This window comes from Clostridium sp. MF28, assembly GCF_002969175.1.
Classification (GTDB): domain Bacteria; phylum Bacillota; class Clostridia; order Clostridiales; family Clostridiaceae; genus Clostridium; species Clostridium beijerinckii.
Genome location: NZ_CP014331.1, coordinates 294,111 through 314,004 on the forward strand (window position 1 = coordinate 294,111; position 19,894 = coordinate 314,004).

Here is a 19,894-nt window from a genome sequence, read left to right on the forward strand (position 1 = left end):
GTAATTTAAATATAATCCCAATATCCTCCTTTTAAAATTATATTTAGTTATTATTTTTGAATTCTTCAATTGCTTCAGCAATTTCATTTAGATATTCCCATCGTTCGTATTTATTATCTAGTTCACTTTGTACGTCTTCTTTTTCATGCATCAATTCATTTAGTTTCCCATAGTTTGAAGAGTTCTTTGCCATTTCCTTTTCTAAAGAATTGATTTTTTCTTCAAGCTTAGCAATATCTTCATCTATAGTTTCATATTCTTTTTGTTCTTTAAAAGTAAACTTAGGTTTATTGTCTTTAGTTTTTTCTTTAACTCCCTTCCCTTTATCTGCTGCAAATTCATTGCTACTTTTCTCACTTGACTCAACAGATTTAATTTTCTCAATTTCTTTTGAAATCAAAAAGTCGCTATAGTTACCGTTATACTCTTTGATATACCCATTTCCTTCGTAAGAGAATATCTTCGTACAAATTCTATCTAAGAAATATCTATCATGGGATACAACAATGATTACACCCATAAATTTATCTAAAAAGTCTTCTAATATTTTTAAGGTTTCGATATCTAAATCATTAGTAGGCTCATCTAATATCAAAAAGTTAGGTGATTCCATTAACACTCTTAAAAGATGAAGTCTTCTTCTTTCCCCACCAGATAATTTTTCAATCGGAGTATACTGCATAGTGCTATCGAATAGAAATCTTTCACACATAGTAGAAGCATTATCTTAGTTCCATCTTCTACTGGTATATATTCTCCGCCTTCTTTAACATAATCAATTACTCTTAGTTTAGGATCCATGTTACTATTATCTTGTGCAAAACATCCTATTTTAACTGTATCACCAATTTCAATTTTTCCGCTGTCTATTGGAAGTTTATTTCTAAGAATATTAACTAAAGTTGTTTTTCCAGCACCATTTTCTCCAATGATACCAATTCTATCATTTCTCAAAAATATATAATTAAAGTCTTTAATTATAACTTTATTTCCAAATGACTTAGAGATATCGTATAATTCAACTACTTTTTTTCCAAGCCTAGAACCAACAAATGATATATCTACATCTTCCTGTCTTTTAATGCTTTCTTCGCTTACTAACTCGTCAAATCTTTGAAGCCTTGCCTTTTGCTTAGTAGTTCTGGCTTTAGCACCACGTCTAACCCATTTTAATTCGTTTCTTATAAGAGCGTTTTTCTTTTCTTCTTGCGATTGTTCTACTTCAATTCTTTCAATCTTCTTTTCAAGGAATGCAGTATAATTTCCAGGATAAGTATATAAATTTCCTCTGTCCAATTCAATAATTCTATTCGTAACTCTGTCTAAGAAATATCTATCATGAGTGATCATCAAAAGAGCGCCTTTCCTAGAATTTAGGAACTCTTCAAGCCATTCAATGGAATCTGAATCTAGATGATTGGTAGGCTCATCTAATATAAGAAGATCACATGGTGTTATAAGTGAGCAAGCAAGTGCTATTCTCTTCTTTTGTCCTCCAGATAAGTTTCCAACCTTTTCCGAATAATTCTTTATTCCAAGTTTATTTAAAATTGTCTTTGCTTCACTCTCCATATCCCATAAGCTTAAGGAGTCAATTTCACTTTGAACCTTAAGTAATTCATTATTTAAAGAATCAAAGTTTTCACCATTGCAACTATTGATCTTATCTAATAACTCCTCATATCTTTTTAAAAGTTTCATTTCTTTAGTGTCACCTTTAAAAATTTGTTCTAAAACAGTTGCATCTTCATCAAATAAAGGATTCTGATCAAGATATTCAATTCTAACATTTTTACCCTTTACTATATTTCCATCGAAAAATTCCTCTCGGCCAGAAACTACTTTTAAAAATGTTGATTTACCAGCACCATTTATTCCAATTAAACCAATTTTATCTCCATCATTAATTCCTAGTGAAACATTATTTAATAATATTTTATCACTATAATTCTTGCTTATATTTTCCAAAGTAATTATATTCATTAATTTTAAACTCCTTTATGTGATTATATACATACTATTTTAACATAGGATGCTCATAAACAGAAATTTAGATTGAATTTAAACAAAAAAAGACTACCTATATAATATAGATAGTCTAAAAGTAACATATCTTGTTTCAAATAATTACTGTATATATTAATGATTCATTTATTTTTTTTAAGATTTTGACTTGAGATTTCATATCTTTCTTCATTATCTTCTGTATTATAAAAAGCATTACAACCAATCAATAAAGCACAAACAAAAATTACTATTCCTAGCATAATTATTCCCCCTTTAATATGGATCTGATTATATATTTATTATAACACAATCCATATGTAAACGATATACTATTTTGCTTTTTTTTATTTCTATTTACATCAATTTCTTGATTATTGTTTTCTTAATTTATAATTTTGCAGAATTTTCAAAAAATTATTGACAATGCTTATAGCTTTTGACTATAATTTATACAAACCTATATAATTTAAAAACTGTGAAGAGGAAGAGTACATATATTACTGAAATAAAGAGAGAGAATAATTGCTGGAAATTCTCATGATGTATATATGGAATGTAGCCTTGGAGTTTTTAATCGAAATCTTAATTGTTAGAGAGTAGAATTAAACGGATTGTCTACCGTTAAAAGGACAATAATATCGGTTCTTTAACCCGTATTATTAATAAGTGTGTATTTGATTATACAAAATTAGGTGGTACCGCGGTGATTATCTCTTCGTCCTATAATATTTATAGGATTGGGAGTTTTTTTTTACACAAAATAATATTTAATCTTATATCAAGTAATCAAAAAGTAATAAAATCGAACTTTTATTTAATCAATAAAGATAATGAAATATTCTAAGATATTTATGTAAGGAGTGATTTCTTTGAAATATAATGGTGCTGAAATAGTTATTAAATTATTAGAGAACGAAGGAGTAGAATATATATCAGGCATTCCAGGAGGATTTAATCTCCCACTTTATGATGCTTTATATAAAAGCAAAAAAATCAAACATATATTAGCCCGTCACGAACAAGGCGCTGGATTTATTGCACAAGGCATTTCAAGAAGTACAAATAAAGTTGGGGTATGCTTTGCAACTTCTGGCCCTGGAGTAACTAATCTTCTAACTGCTATTGCAGATGCTAAACTTGATTCAATTCCTCTTGTAGCTATAACAGGTCAGGTTCCTCTATCAGCAATAGGTACTGATGCCTTTCAAGAAGTTGATGCTTATGGATTAACAATTCCAATTACTAAGCACAATTTCTTAATTAGGAACATACATGAACTTTTTACAGTTATAAAAGAAGCTTTCAAAATAGCTTTAGAAGGAAGACCTGGACCAGTGCTTGTTGATATTCCTAAGAATATTCAGAATGAATTTATAGACTTAGAAGACTTTCCTTCTGAAATTGCATCTGAAAATCTGCCTAAAAGAGATGCAATAAAAAGCTCTACTCTTTATTGCATAGCTGAATTAATTAATGATTCAAAGAAGCCTATAATTTATGCAGGTGGAGGTGTAGTTAATTCAAATGCTTCATCCAACTTATATAAAATTGCAAAGAAAAATAATATACCAGTTTCTTTAAGTCTTATGGGGCTTGGTGCTTTTCCTTGTGATGATGAATTGAGTATTGGAATGCTTGGGATGCATGGCGCACCATATACAAATTATCTTCTAAACGAAGCTGACTTAATTTTGGCCCTAGGAGTAAGGTTTGATGATAGAGCTACAGGTAATATAGAAAAGTTTTGTCCTAATGCTTCTATAATTCATATTGATATTGATCCATCTGAAATAAATAAAGTTAAAACCAGTAGTTTATCTATGATCGCAAATGTTGATGACTTCTTAGAAGATATACTTCCACATATTGAAAGTAAAAGTCGAAACACTTGGAGGGAAAGAGTTAAATGTTTTAAATCTAAATATCCACTCCCTTCTTATAAAAACATATTGCATCCTGCTAATATAATTCCTTTTGTAGGCAACATAGTTCCTAGTGATGCTGTTATTACTACTGATGTTGGGCAGCATCAAATGTGGGTAGCTCAAAGATACCCTTTTAAATTACCAAAGGCTTTACTAACTTCTAGTGGTCTTGGAACTATGGGATTTGGACTTCCAGTAGCTATAGGTGCTGCATTGGCCAATAAAGATAAGACTATAATCTCATTCTGTGGTGATGGATCTATTTTAATGAATATCCAGGAACTGGCTACCCTTGCTGACTTTAATCTGAATATAAAAGTAATTATTTTGAATAATCATCATTTAGGCCTAGTACGCCAGCAGCAACAGTTGTTTTATAATGAACATTATATAGCATCAAAATTTATATCAAATCCTAACTTCAAAATGATAGCAGAAGGCTTTGGAATACAATCTTGTGATTTAGGTAATGAAGAAAAACCTTTAGAAAAATTAAAAGAATTGTTAACTACAGATGGACCATGTGTAATTAATATACCTATTGAAGAAACTGAAAATGTACTTCCTATGGTTCCTCCTGGTAAATCAAATATAGATATGATTGGTGGTGAAAATTTAAATGATTAATACTAAATTTTATCTTATAGAGCTACATGTTAGAAACCATTCTGGTGTTATGAGCCATATAACTGGGCTTTTTGCAAGACGTGCATTTAATTTAGAAGGAATTTTATGTGCACAAATAGGTGATGGTTCTACAAGTAAAATGTATTTACTTGTCAAAAATGATTCTGTGCTTGATCAAATAATAAAGCAATTAGAAAAACTCTATGATGTTATCGAAGTTTCAGTACACCAAGATTATGATCAGTCTGTATTTGAAAACTTAAACAAAGTACTAAAACTTAAACAAGAGGATATTTGACATTTGATTCTATAACTTAAGCTTAGAATAATAAATAAAACTTAGTTTTAATGCAGAAACAAAAATAAGGATAATAAACAATATTTCTACTGTTTATTATCCTCATTAAATGAACCGCTCTATAAGAAAGTTTGTAATTATCTAGTTTAGTTCTTCTATTTTAATTAAATGAACCTAATAAATACATACACCCAAAAATAAAAATAGCTACTAATATTTAATTTATTCACCTATTAATTCATTTTTAACATATTCATTAATATTTTCTTCTTCGCCTTCAAATATTTCTGTCAAATGTAATATTATCTCTTGCTCATCTTCAGGAAGATATTTTATTGTTTCTTTGATTGTATCTACATTTACATCTTTCATAAAATAAAATCACCGCCTTAATATTGTTTTATTTCTAAATCTCTTAGTACAGCTTTTTCATGTTTATATGTTACTATAAATCTCTGTTTATTATCTTTAGATTATGTTAATAATTCCTTAATATAATATTACAAAAAGTTAAAAGCTAAGTTAGCTCGAAATAGAGATAAACTAAATAGCCTATTGTATTTTCTCATTTGACATTATAACTTATTTTCTTGTAAATTATTGTCTTTATGTGAAAATAACTTCAATTTTATATCACTTATTTTTCTACATATTTATTCATATAAAGTGTTTGTTCGAAAATAAGTAAGTTATAAACTAATATATAAGAAACATTTATTTAATCATTCTATAAAACATTAAAATTATTGCAATAAAGATAAATAATTGATTATATAATTAAATTGAATACTCTCATGTTTGTTGCTGTTTTCTAAATATGATAAGAAAATATCACAAACTCGATTAGCGAGAAATTGATATTTTAACTTCATAAATTTTATATTAAATATTAGTTGTTCATTTTACTTAATTTAAATGATTTTGCTATATTGATTTCTTTATTTTTTAATAACTTTAAAGCCATATAGTTAATAAAAACTATGGTGTAGCTGATTAACCTTACCCAATCTATTTCCTTTTCATTTAAAAGTATAAGTAAAATATGAAAATATGTTAAAAAGTAAAACAAATATGCCCATCTTTGAAGCCTCTTCCATTGCTTTCCTTGCATTTTACGCCTTATTTTCTTAAATGAGGTTATAAATAATGGTATCATTATAATAAATCCAATGAGTCCAACTGCTATATAGCTTAAGTATAATACAGGAAGCGAACCTTCATTAATGATTCTAGGAAGCTTGAGTATTATAAAACGAATAAAATATACTATTCCATGGGGTAACAGCATGATTGCACCTATAATAGCTAATTCTGCTCTAATGCTGCGTAATTTCTTGGTTATTGTCCATTTTTGATTTAAAGCTCCTGCATACATTACTAATATAAAAAAGGATACTGATATCAATCCTCTTATTGAAGTTTTTTCAAGGGTTAGAATAACCCCTTCAAGCTTTGCGTTAGATGTTATTCGTAGTATTATTTCATAAAATGATGTGATTATCGCAATACCCGTTGCCAGCGAATAATAAAGATAATAATTTTTCTTAATAGATGATGTTAAAAGTAATGATAAAATCGTTACTAGAATTAATGTGCAAATAAAGATCATATTTCTACTCCTTATAATTATTATTGATAATGAATATCACTAACAATTATATTTTATCATGCCTATTACGTCAAGATTTAGAAATCTTTATTTTATCTAATGGCCAGGAAATAAAGTAGAATGGAATTATAATCACTTTTCTTGTATATTGCTTTAATATTGGTATATGTTGGTCAATATTACATTGAAAAAGAGATAACCATAATTATTATAGTTATCCCTTAATCTTATTTCCTATATAGTTTATATTATTCTACCATTCAGCTTTTGTTCCATCATAATTTCTCTAATTTGGATTAGATTAGTTAAGACCTTTCATATTAACTTCTCTTACTTTATTCTCTTCAATAATAAGTCCTAGACCTGGTTTTGTTGGTAAGTCTGCAAAACCGTCTTTATAGATAATTATAAAATTCTAGTAACTGATTAACAGACCATCTCTAAATGCACGAAAGGAATCTCATAGCAAACAAAGATAGGGACAACTTTTACTTCATATTTATATTTCCATTTCCTTAACATTATCATCTATTATCAAATCGGCATCCGTTGTTTTCAACACTTCATCAACAGTTAAACCTGGTGCTACTTCTATTAGAACTAATCCTTTATCTGTAACTTTCATAACCGCTTTATCTGTAATTATTAGATTGACACATTTGGCAGCCGATAAAGGCAATGTACATTTTTTTAATACTTTTGAGTTCTCTTTTTTATCATTATGGCTTAATGCAGCTATTACATATTTAGCTCCCACTAAAAGATCCATTGCGCCTCCCATACCAGGCGAAAAAATACCAGGTATTTTCCAATTTGCAATATTTCCTTCTTGATCTACCTCTAAAGCGCCCAATGCAGTTATGTCAACATGTCCACCTCTTATTATTGCAAAAGATAAATCCATATCAAAGGTTGATGATCCTGGTAGTAAAGTGATTGGAGATCCACCTGAATTAGCTAGATCTGGGTCAGATTCTCCTATCTTTGGAGTTGCGCCAAACTTCAATGCGCCATTTTCACATTGTAGTGTTATTTCCATTCCCTTTGGTAAATAATTGGCAGCCATATTAGGTATACCGAATCCTAAATTAGCAACCATTCCTTCTTTAAATTCTTTTGCGATTCTTCTTGCAATTATCTCTTTACCATTCATCATTTTCACCCCTATCTCATTTTATTAGTTCTTGTCCATAAATCTTCAAAATATTTTCTTCTATCTTCAAAAGAATCACCTTGAACTATTATATCTACTAATATACCCGGTGTTCCAATACTATCTGGAGGGATTTCACCCACATCAACGATTTCATCCACTTCGGCTATAACTAAATCAGCAGCAAGTGCCATACTTGTATTTGTTCCTTTTGTTGTTCCTCTATATAAAATATTTCCGAACTTATCAGCCTTACAGCCTTTAATTAATGCAACGTCTGCTTTTATAGCTGGAAATACTAAATATTCCTTTCCATCTACAATAAGTTTATCTCTTCCCTTCTCAATTTCTGTGCCAAGTCCAGTTGGTGTTATAACTGCGCCAAGTCCAGCACCACCAGCTCGTATACATTCAACTATGGTTCCCATAGGTATAAATTCTACTTCTAATGTGCCTGCATTATATTGTTCTTGTGCTTCAGGGCAAGTCCCAATATGTGCACCTACAAATTTTTTTATTTGTTTATTTGCTATCAGCTTACCAACATCATGAGTCTCTCCTGGTTGAGCTGATACAGCTTGAATAAGTGTAAGATCTTTAATATTTGTATTCGCTAGCTCCTCTATCATCTTTAATGGAGCACCCACTCCTAAAAAACCTGCTGTCATTATCTTCATGCCATCTTTAATATTTTTTACTGCTTCCTGTACTGTCTTAATCTTTGTCATTTCTCTATACACCTCCAGATTTTTATAATATGCTATCGATTATAAAAGAAAAATTATTATTTAAGACCAATTATCCCTTTTAGAAATTTAACTGTTATAATAATATTATTATTTATGAATTTATATTCCAATTAAATCCAAAAATCGAAAGCATAACGTCTAATAAGTTTTTATAAATTATTTTGTAACATATGGAAGTATATAAGAATTACCATTTTCAATTTATATGACATAATGAGTTATAAATTTATTAAATAAAATAATTGATTTGAATTTCACTGAGCTCTTGAGTAAAAAAATAGATGTGAATTAGAATAATTTTCCCTAATTCACATCTGTTTTTATTTTAATTAAAATTTTAGTTATCGCTTAATATATCTTCAATTATATTTTTTAAGTTTTTACCCTGTTCAAAATCCGAATCTAATCCAATAGATTTCTCTGTATACTCTAAGGCTTTATCAATTTGCTGTAAATTATAATAACAAAGTGCAATTTCGTAATTTGTTTCTGGGCATTCACCATAAAACTCTAGTGAAGATTCTAGAAGCTTTAGTGCATCATTATCATAGCCAAGATAACCTAATATAGAACCAAAATAATATCCTAAGTCGCCTTCTTCACCAATAGGGAAATAGTATTCCCAAACTTTATTGATAGCATCAGCAAGTTCATCTTTAGGGAAGTTTTCTTCATTTTCTATTCTTTCAATTAAAATATTGTATAACTCAAGCAAAGTTCTTGAATCCCATACTGTAAATCTTAGAAAAGTCAAAAGTTCCTTAGTGGTCAAAGAGTTACTCAAAGGCATAATTGCTTTTTTCATTATATAGAAATCATCTGGACCTACACTTTCTATAATTTCATTGTAAGCCATTGAAGTTTCAATAAAATCATTATCACTATTACTTACCATAAATAGAGACACATTTATGTTTTCGTGTTCATATATACTATGTATTGCTTTTCCGCCGAGTTCTTTAAAATATAACTCTATAGCATGAAAATTTACCGTCATAGAAATACATCCATGCTTTGATAAAAATGGATGATAATTTTTATCCATGCTTTCTTCATTCTTATAACCTTTATCAGCAGATATTAAAATCACGTCATCATTAAACAACTTTCTTAATCTTGAAATACATCTTAATCCAATTATAGGCATATAGAATGCTGTGTCCTCTAAAGAATTTTTGTAATGCATCAAAACATCATTTAAATTCTTATCTTCGTAATAACTATTCCCATCAATTTTTTTATCTGTATAATAATAATCTAATCCTGCAAGAATTGATTTATCATTAGGATCTCCTTTTTCGTCTGGAGAAGTTATTGTTATTACTCCTTCATAAATCTCTCCGTTATTAACATAAAAAGTGTCTTGTGGAAGACTGTCAAAAGTATAATTAGCAAATAAAATTAAAGGATTCTTCATTTTCCCTTTTGATAATACTTCACCACTATGTCTAAGTTTAATTTCATCATCCTTAGATATATCAAAAGTTGCACAATCAAGTATTCCAGCTTCGAAATAAGGACTTAAAAAGCTATGATTCTGCCAATATTCAATATTTCTTTCAGCAAAATCCGTTACTATGTATTTAAACTTTATATCTTTTAACGAAGAATTTTCAATCATATGTAAAAATCTTTTTAGAAACGTATAAGTAAATCGTCCAACTCCTGCTGCAAGCTCCATAATATATATAACAGTATTTTTATCTACATCTTCTCTTCCAACATAGTCTCGCAAATATCCAAAGACAGTTTTAGCGTATTGATTTGCGATATACGGATTGGTTGTTATATATTGTGGTACAATACCTTTAATCCAAGCCTCTGGACCTTGGTTTGCAAAAAATTCTGTCTGCAATTTCCATAACATTGACTGTGATAAAGGCTTTCCAGCTTCAACTACAGCTCCAGAACTCTCGTTAACTTTCGAATTTGAAGCCTTAGTGATATTATATTTTTTATTTTTTTCTGACAAAACAATTCCTCCCTAAAAGTAAAGTTAAAAATTACTTTTACTAAAATATCATTAACAGAATGATTATACTATTCTAATTAGTTTATGTATATAGATAAACTAACTATAAGCTATACTTATGAGCATAGCTCACCGAAATGAGTAATATTTCATAGTTTATAATTGTGTTATCTATAAAGATAGATTTATGCGATAACTTACTGAAATCATAAACATTTTGTTCTGAAAAGCATGAAAATATGAACTTAATGTTTTAGTAACTTTGTAAATATGTTCATCTAATAAATCAAATTCTTAAATTATTTATCTATATAAAAGTTTTATTCAAGATACTGGCCCCCAAAAATCATAATTCTTATTTCTAGTTGGGATATTTAACTGTATAGCACAGACAAAGCGTAAATATCCAAATAAAAAGGCTACGTAAAACGCAGCCTTTTTGTAGTCAATATTTGCCCTAAAATTATTTTAACTTGTTCTTCTTTTTCTTACAGAACTTTATCTAATGTTCATTTACTTACCCTCGGCACACTTTTTGTACTCTATAGTTTTTTCAACTGGTTTAACTATGGATTTATCTTGCCACTTTCCTTGCCTGTAACGTATTACGCTTGCTATAGCTGTAATAGTCCAAGTTAGTCCACTGGTTACCCACACACTCCAAACTCCTAGGAAAGGAATCATAGCTAGTCCGCTTGAAAATCCAACTCTTCCAGCCACTTCAACAAAACCGTTAACCATAGCATAAAATGCATCTCCTGTACCATTTAGTACACCTCTTGTAACGTAAATCATTCCAAGGGGAAAGTATGCACAACTTGTAATTCTTATTGCTTTATCTCCAAGATTTATTACTGATTCATCTTTAACAAACACTTCCATTATAGCCTGACCGCCAAATTGAGCTGCAATAAATGCTAAAAGGCTAAATCCAGCTACTATTAAAATGCTTTTATGATATCCTTTTTTTACCCTATCCAGTTTATTAGCTCCCATATTTTGACCTGCAAATGTAGACATAGCTGCCCCTAATGAATTGAATGGCTGCTGTATTAGCTGTTCTACTCTGCTAGTAGCAGTAAATGCTGCTACAGCTGTCTCTCCAAATCCATTTACTACGCTCTGAAGCGCTACTAGTGAAAAAGCAATCAGCGAATTCTGAGCTGCTACAGGCACTCCTATCCTTATGCATTTAGTTATTATTGATTCACTTATTTTCCAGTGCTCTTTCTTCAACTTAAAATATGGATTCTTGATCAAGGCAAAAAACAGACATCCAATTGCTGCACATGCCTGAGAAATAACAGTAGCATAGGCAGTACCTGATACACCAAGTCCAAATTTTAGTACGAAAATTAAATCTAAGACCACATTAATTGCACAAGAAATAATCAAAAAAACTAAAGGTGTACTTGAGTCACCTAATGCTCTAAGTATGGCAGCTATAGCATTATAGGCAGCTACAGCTATCATTCCTCCTGATGCTATTCTCAAAAAAGCTACAGAATCATTTAAGATTTCAGGTGGTGTATTCAAAAGCTGTAAAACTTGGCGTGCAAAAACAACTCCTAATATACTCATAACAACACCAGATGCGCCAATCACATAAGTTGAATTGGCAATGGCTCTCTTTACCTGTTCTTCCTTCTTAGCTCCAAAATATTGAGAAATAATTATACCTATACCAACAGACAATCCCAAGCATACAGAGAAAAAAAGAAAACTTAGAGATCCACAAGCACCTACTGCTGCTAAAGCATTAGCACCAACAAACTTTCCTACAACTATTGAATCAATCAAGTTATAAAACTGCTGAAATACATTGCCTATAAGCATTGGCCAAGTGAATTTTATAATATGGGAAACTTCATTACCTTCAGTCATATCATGTACATATTTTACAGACATAATTTGAAACTCTCCTTCTTTTGTTTACTTCAATATTACATGGATTTAACAAATTAAGCTGGCAATATATTAACCCAATATAGACATATATTGCAGTGCATGTTATATTTTTTATGTTAAATTTAATTTAAGTGTATATTATTTTACAATCGGTCTTCTTAGAATTTTGTAAGGATTATATTTCTATCAATATCTTGTAATACCATTGAACTATCTACATACTAATTATATATATTAAATATTTGGAGGTCTTATATGTATCCTTTTTTTGAAGCAAATAAATCAGGTGATCAAAACTTTTTTAGTTCAAAAATATTAGAAAATTTCAGTTTTCCTCCACATTTACATCCATATGTAGAAATAGCTTATGTTATTGAAGGATCTATAGAAGTTACAATAAACGATACTCCATGCTGCCTTAAAGCTGGTGAAGTTTCTATCTGCTTCCCTAATGATATTCATACTTTTAATAGTGACGGATTTTCAAAAATTATTCTATTTATTTTCTCACCAGATCTTACACGTAGCTTCTTTGGTATACGAATGGACAAAACACTGGAGAATCCATTTATGTCAAAAAATATTGTCGATGATGGGATAAGTTCTCTTCTATATATGCTCCATGACGAATATACAAGCGTTAATAACAAATACGTTATTAAAGGGCTTTTATACACCATACTTGGAAAACTTGATTCGCATTTTACATTTAAAAAAAGCAGCACTTTTTATAACAGTACAATGCAAAATCTACTTAAATATATTGAGATTCATTACCATGAGAAAATTTCACTAGATAGTATAGCGAAAGATTTAGGTTTCAGCAAATTTTATCTCTCAAGAATTTTTTCAAATAAGATTGGCTACCAATTTAATGATTACATAAATAGATTGAGAATAAATAAAGCTCAAAAACTCCTTAGCGAAACAGAACTTCCAGTTACCGTTATAGCTTTAGAATGTGGCTTTGAAAGTCAGCGAAATTTTAATAGAATTTTCAAAGAACTAACTGCTCTTACTCCTACAAAATTTAGAACAGGTATATAGATACTCAAATTTAAAACCGCATTTATGTGATAATTTACCGAAATCATAAATATTTTGATTCCGAAAAGCTATGAAAATATCGCTGAAGGTTCTAAGCAGCAGGTTGTACCCACTTTAGCATGCTCCAACTTTCAGTTTGACAAGCTAAAATGGAACAACCTACAGCTAAGACCCTTTAACAGCTTATTTTCAAATGTTTTCTCCACAAATATATTTATGATTTCTAGTAAAGATATAAACTTAAAGTTTTAGCAACTTTATAAATAATTTCATCTAATAAGTCGAATTCTTAAATTAGATATCTTATAGGCAACCCAACTAAGATCGCAAATTGCACTCAAGATGCTAGCCTCAAAGGTGAGTTCTCACAAAGAAAATTCGAAGAACTGAATGTAAAATGTTCATAGAGAAAGTTCTGCTTACCAAATGTAAGATTTGGAGCATCACTTTTCGATTCTCACTTTTTGAACTAGCATACTTGGAACAACTCGATTCACTCCGTTCACTTAAGTCTCAAAATCATCAAACTCCTAATGAAAAATTTCATATTATGACCCTTGTGGTTACAAAAGCATAATTCTTATTTCTAGTTGGGATATATTTCATAGTATAAATCTAATTTATAATTGTTTATCTGTATAGGTATTATAAGTAAGAGTCTTATTCATGTATGAATTTAGCGAAATCATAAATATCTTGATTATGAAAAACTATAAAAATTTCACTGAAGCTTCTAAGCAGCAAGTTACTTTCGCATAAAGTACAGTAAGAGTTTAGTGGTACTGCAAAGTTTATGGCAAAAGCGATTTTGATAATATTTCCAATTAACTTAATATAATAAGTCATTGCTAGTTTAGAAGATGATTTCAGGTGTTTTATGAATTATAAAGCAAAAAAATTAAATCTGAAATCTTCCAATATGTAAGAAAACTTCAGATTTTGATTTCATGACTATTTAAGTTTGTTTTAATAGAATATAAAAATTTGCCTTAGTAAATAATGCTATTTTTCAACAACTCCATTTGATGAGTTGAACTTTAAAAAGCGTGTTCCTTGAAAAGTTAATGTTCCCCATTCATGTTCTGGAACATTTTTGAAGACACGTCTTCCAACTGTAAATTTAATTTCACTCCCAGTGTCTAACTCAAATTCTAAAATTAACTTTTCGGTAGTTGTCATAACTCCATTACTGTCTGTATTTGTACACGTTTCTTTTTTCTTCTTAATTAATTTTGCCTTAGTGGATATAATTGGTGAGTTTTCATTTTTAATATATTTACTGATGTTTATAAAAATTATAAAAGCTACGAAAACGAAAAATATTAGCTGAAATCCAATCATGATTAACCCACTTCCTATCTTTCTAAAATTCTATTACTTTAGCTTAAATTCTACATTTTATTTATTTTAACTTGATTTTGATAACTTATTTATTTAATACTTATCGATTTTATACATATTATATCATAAATTTACATTAATTAACCTATTAAGCGTTATTTATGCTAAAATAAAGTCAATATTTAAGAAATTTTCGAAATAAATTTTAATGAATTAAACTTCTATTTATAATACATATTTTCTTAAAAATTAAAGCTAAGATTTTTTTAAATGCAAAAAATCTTAGCTTATTAATTATCAGCTACTTTATAAATTTCCTAGCACCTTTTGAATTTCTAACTCTGTCAAAGACCTATACTGGCCTTTCTCTAGTGATTTGTCTAAAGCTAGTCCACCAATTGAAATTCTCTTTAAATATACAACGTAGCAGCCTACGGACTTTAACATACGCTTTACTTGATGCTTGCGTCCTTCTGAAATAGTAAGATATCCAGAAACGACTGGCTGCGTATGATGATTTGAGTTTATATTGTTCACATTATTGGTGGCCATTTCATGTTTAAGATCTTCATATATGCCAAACTTATCTACTTCTATTCTTGCTGGCTTAGTTAATATTTTGCCTTGTCCAATATAAGTTCCCTGCTCTAATTGTTTCTTATCTTCTTCGCTTAAAGAACCTAATGCCCAAAAGAAATAAGTTTTTTCAACATGTTTTTCTGGATACATGACCTTATGTTCAAATTCTCCATCATTTGTAAATAACAATAATCCTTCTGTATCCTTGTCTAACCTTCCAACATGAAATATTCCTTTCGTGCCAGCTTCGCCTAAAAAATCAAATACGGTCTTATGAATCTCATCAGTTTTTGCAGTAATACAACCTGCTGGTTTGTTAAACATGTAATATAATTTTCCAGCATAGTTGACTATCTCATTAAGATACTCAATGACATCACAGTTTTCATCAATTTCCATTGCAGGCTCTGTAACTATCTCTTTATTTACCTTTACCCTACCTTCTTTAATGTAATTTCTGACACTTTTTTTGCTTCCAACAGCTGATTCTGCTAGAAATTTATCTAATCTCATATATCGTCACATCTCTTCCTATGTAAAAAATCTAAAAAATTAAATTGACTTGTCCCTAATTTCAACTTGTTATTTAATAAATCTGATCATAAATTGTATTCTGCAAATATAATTATTAATTTGGATATCCATAGTTTAAAGTAAATCTCAATATAATAAACTTTTTAAAACATATAAATCTTTTATTTCAATTTGATCTATATAGATTATAACATCTTTTTCATTAATTATTTACTAATTTAAATTTCTGCCATGGAGCTATTGTATCAATCAAAAACAGTTCTTCCTCTGCGATTCTTCCTATTACATTTGATTTGCCAGAGTTTTTCATAGGCTTTTTAGCTATCTGCATTTCTCCTGCATAATGTCCATATAATGAACTCTCTATAATAATATCTCCTCTTCTTATATCTGGAGTATTAAATACTTCAAAATTGTGGTCTTTATATTTAACTCTGCTTTGAGTTGATCTTATTAAATAATCAGATACATCTCCTCTGTTAAAATGAAATTCTTCAAGAACTATTTTCTTCTCTGTTTCAGGTGCATTTTTATTTATCTCACAATTTAAAGTCAAAACATAAGGATCTATTTCACTTAATGCTTTTAATTCTTCTTCACTAGCAAAGGCATTTGCAATAATTACATCATCTATTAAGTCAGATGTCCATAAATGTTTTGCTTGAACTGTTATTGGAAGCTCTCTATGAATTTCAAGAGTGCATAATCCCTCGTTTACAGGCCATGGACCATGATCTGCACTGTGAGATGAAATAAATGCTGCTGTTCTAATTCCTAACGATTTGAACTGCTTGCTGGTTTTTATAAAATGTTCGTAGCTTAATCCTGTATATCTGTGTGGATAAAAATTATGACAGCCTAATATGTTATCTGCATTTGGCATATAAGAGAATATATTATCTATATATTTTGTCCCATTGCTCATGTTTAATTCTATTTTTAATTTCTTACTTGTAAATGACATAATAGATTCTTCTAAACCAGTAAATCCAAGATCAAGTCTTATACCATAAAGTCCCAGCTCCTTAAAAAAATCTAAATTCTTATAATCAATTCCAAGTTCATCGAATACTTTAGGACTTATATCTGCTATTACTTCCATATCATTTTCATTTGCACATTGTATTATTTTCTTGAAATTATTGATTATTACTTCTTTACTTCCATCAAATGATAAAAGGCATGTAAAAATTCTTTTAAAGTTATATTTATATGCCAATTTTATATAATCTTCTATTTCTCTTGCACTACTGTGCATAGGATAAACTGATATTCCTAGCCTTCTCATTAAAAAATCTCCCTTAATTATAATTTTTATTATATAGATAAAGCAACTTTGAACTGAACTTATGTGATAACTTACCGAAACCATAAATATTTTGTTCCGAAAAGCTATGAAAATATCGCTGAAGTTTCTAAGCAGCGGAGTATATCCGCTTTAACCTGCCCAAACTTTCAGTCTGACAAACCAAACTGCATAATCATGCTCCTTATTTCGGAGAACTATATTCATAGATTCATATCTCAACTTGGTCTATCCATATTTTATTATAGCTTTTCACTAACAAGTATTTTAAATATAGTGTTTCTCTATTTAATTGATATGATTTATTTATCATAAAACATACCGTTAAAAAATATTTTATCGTCTAAAATTGTTATATTAGTTCCATATTCGTTTGTGATCTTTTCAGATCTTCCTCTTCCAACTGGAATTTTATAAAGATTTTCATTATCTGAATAATTCACATAATAGACATAATCTTTGCTTACATTTATAAAAGTAGCTTTGTCATTAGATAACTTAGCTTTTCCTGTTCCATCTCCATTTACTTTATATAACTTATCACTATCTGATTTGTTGCTATAAAAAACGGTATCTCCACAAACAGTCATAAATAAAGTTTCATCATCACATACTTTTGTATTCTCACTTCCATCTAATCTCATTCTGTAGATTTTATATCCATCAGATATATTAGTGTAATATATCCAGCCATTGCTTGCAGTCATGTCTTCTGTAGCAGAGGAATTAAGTCTAATTCTACAACTGCCATCTAAAGATATTTTGTATATATTATTTAGATCAATTGAATGTGAATTAGTTCTTTTAACATAATATATCCAATTTCCTTCTACAAACATATTTCCTACCGCTTCATTTGCTATGCACGTGTCCTCTGTTCCATCTGTTTTAACTTTATTTATACTGTGATGAAAAGCATCTTTCCAATTGCTATAGTAAATCCAGTTGTCTACAAGATTAAGATTCCACACTCTATTTGGAATTAATTGTGTATTGTAACTTAAATCACATATATCCTTTCTAGGCGGATCATTTTTCCTTACTTTATACAAATAATCAGGAGCTGCTCCATAGACATCTCCTACCCTATTTATATAATATATATAATCATTATCTTCTACAGCCATTCCATCATTTACAATATTGCCTGATGAATTAGAAATTTTTGAATCGTCATTTTTAGGTGCATCTGAGCTATTGTAGCAAGTAAAATTAAAATTATATATTTTATCATAAGCTCCATACGAATTTTGATTTGTTCCATTAGATGAAGACTTTTTTACAAAAATCATAACTTTATATTTACCTTCAGCTAATGCATTATTATCTTCTATTGTAAATTCATTATATGCAGATATTGCATTTGAATATCCATTGGTTAATTCTGTGTAATCTTCATTTTCACCCTTTGCTATAAATACTCTATACTGCACTGGATCATAATTGCTGTAGTCAGAATAATCTCCATCATACTTGGAACTCATATTTATCTTGATAGTGTCACCACTTAACACTGGATAATGATCAACTCCTGCATATTCGACATATGGATTTTGCTTCTCAACTGATAAACCTGAAACGGTACCAAAATCCGTATGTGAAAAATCAGTTTCAGTTGTATCAGCTTTTGCACTTGTACTACATGTCATAAAAATCAATAATGTAATAGTAATGACTGAGAATAATCTATTAATAACTTTTTTTGACATCTATACATCCACCCCTGATTCTTTTTTATTTTATAAAATATTTATTTACAGCTCTAAGTGATGCATCTGCAACTTTCTGGCTGTTTAGTCTATGCATCATCATCTTTGCATCACCATCATCGCACTCAACAGTCGTTTCCATGAGTACTGCAGGGCACCACGCTGATGATAGCACTGCGAGATTTGGCCTATCTTGAAGTGGATATGTGTTAGTTTTTATGGTGCTTGACACTTCTCTCATGAGTATTGTTGCAAATTCTCTTCCTGGTTTTGGAGCAGTAGAATTATATAGTACCGTAGTTCCCCTAAACATATAAACAGACTGCATATTAACATCCAATGGAAGTGAATTATTGTGTATACAGAAAAATAAATCTGCATTCAAAAGATTTGCTGGATCTGTTCTATCTAATAATCCAACATTGCTATCATTATCTCTAGTTATATATATACGATATCCTGCTTTTTCAAGATTTTCTTTTACTCTTTTAGATATATCCAAATTTAACTGTTTTTCATAAGTGAAATTATCTGTTGCTCCAAGCTCTGAGCCTCCATGACCAGGGTCGATAATTATTATGTTCGAGTTATCTTTAACTTTTTCTTCAAATGTAACATCTATAAATGTCTTAAACTCATATTTATTGTCCCCTAAGGAAGAATATCTCCTTTTTACAGGATTTATTTTAACATTAAGTTTTCCAGAAGTCTCAATATCAACTTTTGCTGTATTATTATCAAGTTTATCTAGCTTTATATTCTTTATATATTTATTATCTTTTAAAACTGAATCGAAGTTATCAGATTCACCAGTAACATTAACCTGCGAAATAAGTATTTCAACTTTATTTCCATCAATGCTTTCAGAATACTTAGGCTCCACGGTATATTTTCTAATATCTCCGGCCTCAGATTCTGTACATGAGTAGGACACTGGAATTCCTAAAGCTCCTTTATGTTCAACTTGATAATATTTAAAAGCATCTTGCTGTAAGTCATAAACTTTGCTATTGTTAGCTTCAATCGTAGTAGTAGTTTCTTCTGCATTACAATAAGAAACAGGTAATATGAAAGTACAGACTAAAAAAATCCCAAAGACTATACATTTAAATTTTTTCATAAATACTTAC

The 19,894-nt window shown here is 29.5% G+C and carries 14 protein-coding genes, 1 pseudogene and 1 other annotated feature; of the genes and pseudogenes, 3 read left to right on the forward strand and 12 right to left on the reverse strand.

From position 1 onward, the window contains the following. Positions 1–43 precede the first annotated feature (43 nt). Positions 44–1,983 (reverse strand): annotated as a pseudogene (locus AXY43_RS01200) (ABC-F family ATP-binding cassette domain-containing protein). Positions 1,984–2,473: 490 nt separating this feature from the next. Beyond that, positions 2,474–2,733: a binding site (T-box leader), on the forward strand. 143 nt (positions 2,734–2,876) lie between these two features. On the opposite strand from AXY43_RS01200, the gene ilvB reads away from it, so the two are divergent. Then, on the forward strand, positions 2,877–4,559 hold the full coding sequence (ilvB, locus tag AXY43_RS01205; protein ID WP_105410810.1) for a biosynthetic-type acetolactate synthase large subunit: 1,683 nt from the start codon (positions 2,877–2,879) through the stop codon (positions 4,557–4,559). Beyond that, positions 4,552–4,857 carry an acetolactate synthase small subunit gene (gene ilvN / locus AXY43_RS01210; RefSeq protein WP_012058856.1) on the forward strand — a complete coding sequence of 102 codons (306 nt, stop codon included), beginning with the start codon at positions 4,552–4,554 and terminating at the stop codon, positions 4,855–4,857. The genes ilvB and ilvN overlap by 8 nt, the downstream gene beginning before the upstream one ends. Positions 4,858–5,079: 222 nt before the next feature. Here ilvN and AXY43_RS27405 read toward each other — a convergent pair whose 3' ends face one another. From AXY43_RS27405 to AXY43_RS01235, 6 genes are all read right to left on the reverse strand, one after another. Further along, positions 5,080–5,229 carry a hypothetical protein gene (locus AXY43_RS27405; protein ID WP_012058857.1) on the reverse strand — a complete coding sequence of 50 codons (150 nt, stop codon included), beginning with the start codon at positions 5,227–5,229 and terminating at the stop codon, positions 5,080–5,082. Positions 5,230–5,746: 517 nt separating this feature from the next. Then, a complete protein-coding gene (locus tag AXY43_RS01215; protein ID WP_105410811.1) occupies positions 5,747–6,466 on the reverse strand; it encodes a ferric reductase-like transmembrane domain-containing protein in 720 nt (239 codons plus the stop codon). A 499-nt stretch (positions 6,467–6,965) separates the two neighbouring features. Next, positions 6,966–7,619: a 3-oxoacid CoA-transferase subunit B gene (locus AXY43_RS01220; protein ID WP_023975588.1), complete on the reverse strand. Its 654-nt coding sequence runs from the start codon at positions 7,617–7,619 to the stop codon at positions 6,966–6,968. A gap of 11 nt (positions 7,620–7,630) precedes the next feature. Further along, positions 7,631–8,347 (reverse strand): CoA transferase subunit A, encoded by a 717-nt coding sequence (locus AXY43_RS01225; RefSeq protein ID WP_023975589.1) that lies wholly within the window; start codon positions 8,345–8,347, stop codon positions 7,631–7,633. A 358-nt stretch (positions 8,348–8,705) separates the two neighbouring features. Then, entirely contained in the window at positions 8,706–10,340 is a 1,635-nt protein-coding gene (locus tag AXY43_RS01230; RefSeq protein WP_077830817.1) for a hypothetical protein, read from the reverse strand. A 513-nt stretch (positions 10,341–10,853) separates the two neighbouring features. Further along, complete coding sequence (locus tag AXY43_RS01235; RefSeq protein WP_105410812.1) at positions 10,854–12,248, reverse strand: MATE family efflux transporter; 1,395 nt, start codon at positions 12,246–12,248, stop codon at positions 10,854–10,856. A gap of 255 nt (positions 12,249–12,503) precedes the next feature. Between AXY43_RS01235 and AXY43_RS01240 the strand changes: the two genes are divergently transcribed. Continuing rightward, complete coding sequence (locus AXY43_RS01240) at positions 12,504–13,295, forward strand: AraC family transcriptional regulator (protein WP_105410813.1); 792 nt, start codon at positions 12,504–12,506, stop codon at positions 13,293–13,295. 1,002 nt (positions 13,296–14,297) lie between these two features. On the opposite strand, the gene AXY43_RS01245 is transcribed toward AXY43_RS01240, so the two are convergent. From AXY43_RS01245 to AXY43_RS01265, 5 genes are all read right to left on the reverse strand, one after another. Further along, positions 14,298–14,636 carry a DUF2500 family protein gene (locus tag AXY43_RS01245; protein ID WP_041896828.1) on the reverse strand — a complete coding sequence of 113 codons (339 nt, stop codon included), beginning with the start codon at positions 14,634–14,636 and terminating at the stop codon, positions 14,298–14,300. A 306-nt stretch (positions 14,637–14,942) separates the two neighbouring features. Continuing rightward, entirely contained in the window at positions 14,943–15,728 is a 786-nt protein-coding gene (locus tag AXY43_RS01250) for a pseudouridine synthase (protein WP_039771041.1), read from the reverse strand. Between the two features lie 223 nt (positions 15,729–15,951). Further along, a complete protein-coding gene (locus AXY43_RS01255) occupies positions 15,952–17,037 on the reverse strand; it encodes a DUF871 domain-containing protein (RefSeq protein ID WP_087701979.1) in 1,086 nt (361 codons plus the stop codon). A gap of 320 nt (positions 17,038–17,357) precedes the next feature. Further along, on the reverse strand, positions 17,358–18,764 hold the full coding sequence (locus tag AXY43_RS01260) for a DUF5050 domain-containing protein (RefSeq protein WP_087701978.1): 1,407 nt from the start codon (positions 18,762–18,764) through the stop codon (positions 17,358–17,360). Between the two features lie 25 nt (positions 18,765–18,789). After that, on the reverse strand, positions 18,790–19,884 hold the full coding sequence (locus tag AXY43_RS01265; protein ID WP_105410814.1) for an N-acetylmuramoyl-L-alanine amidase: 1,095 nt from the start codon (positions 19,882–19,884) through the stop codon (positions 18,790–18,792). Positions 19,885–19,894 lie beyond the last annotated feature (10 nt).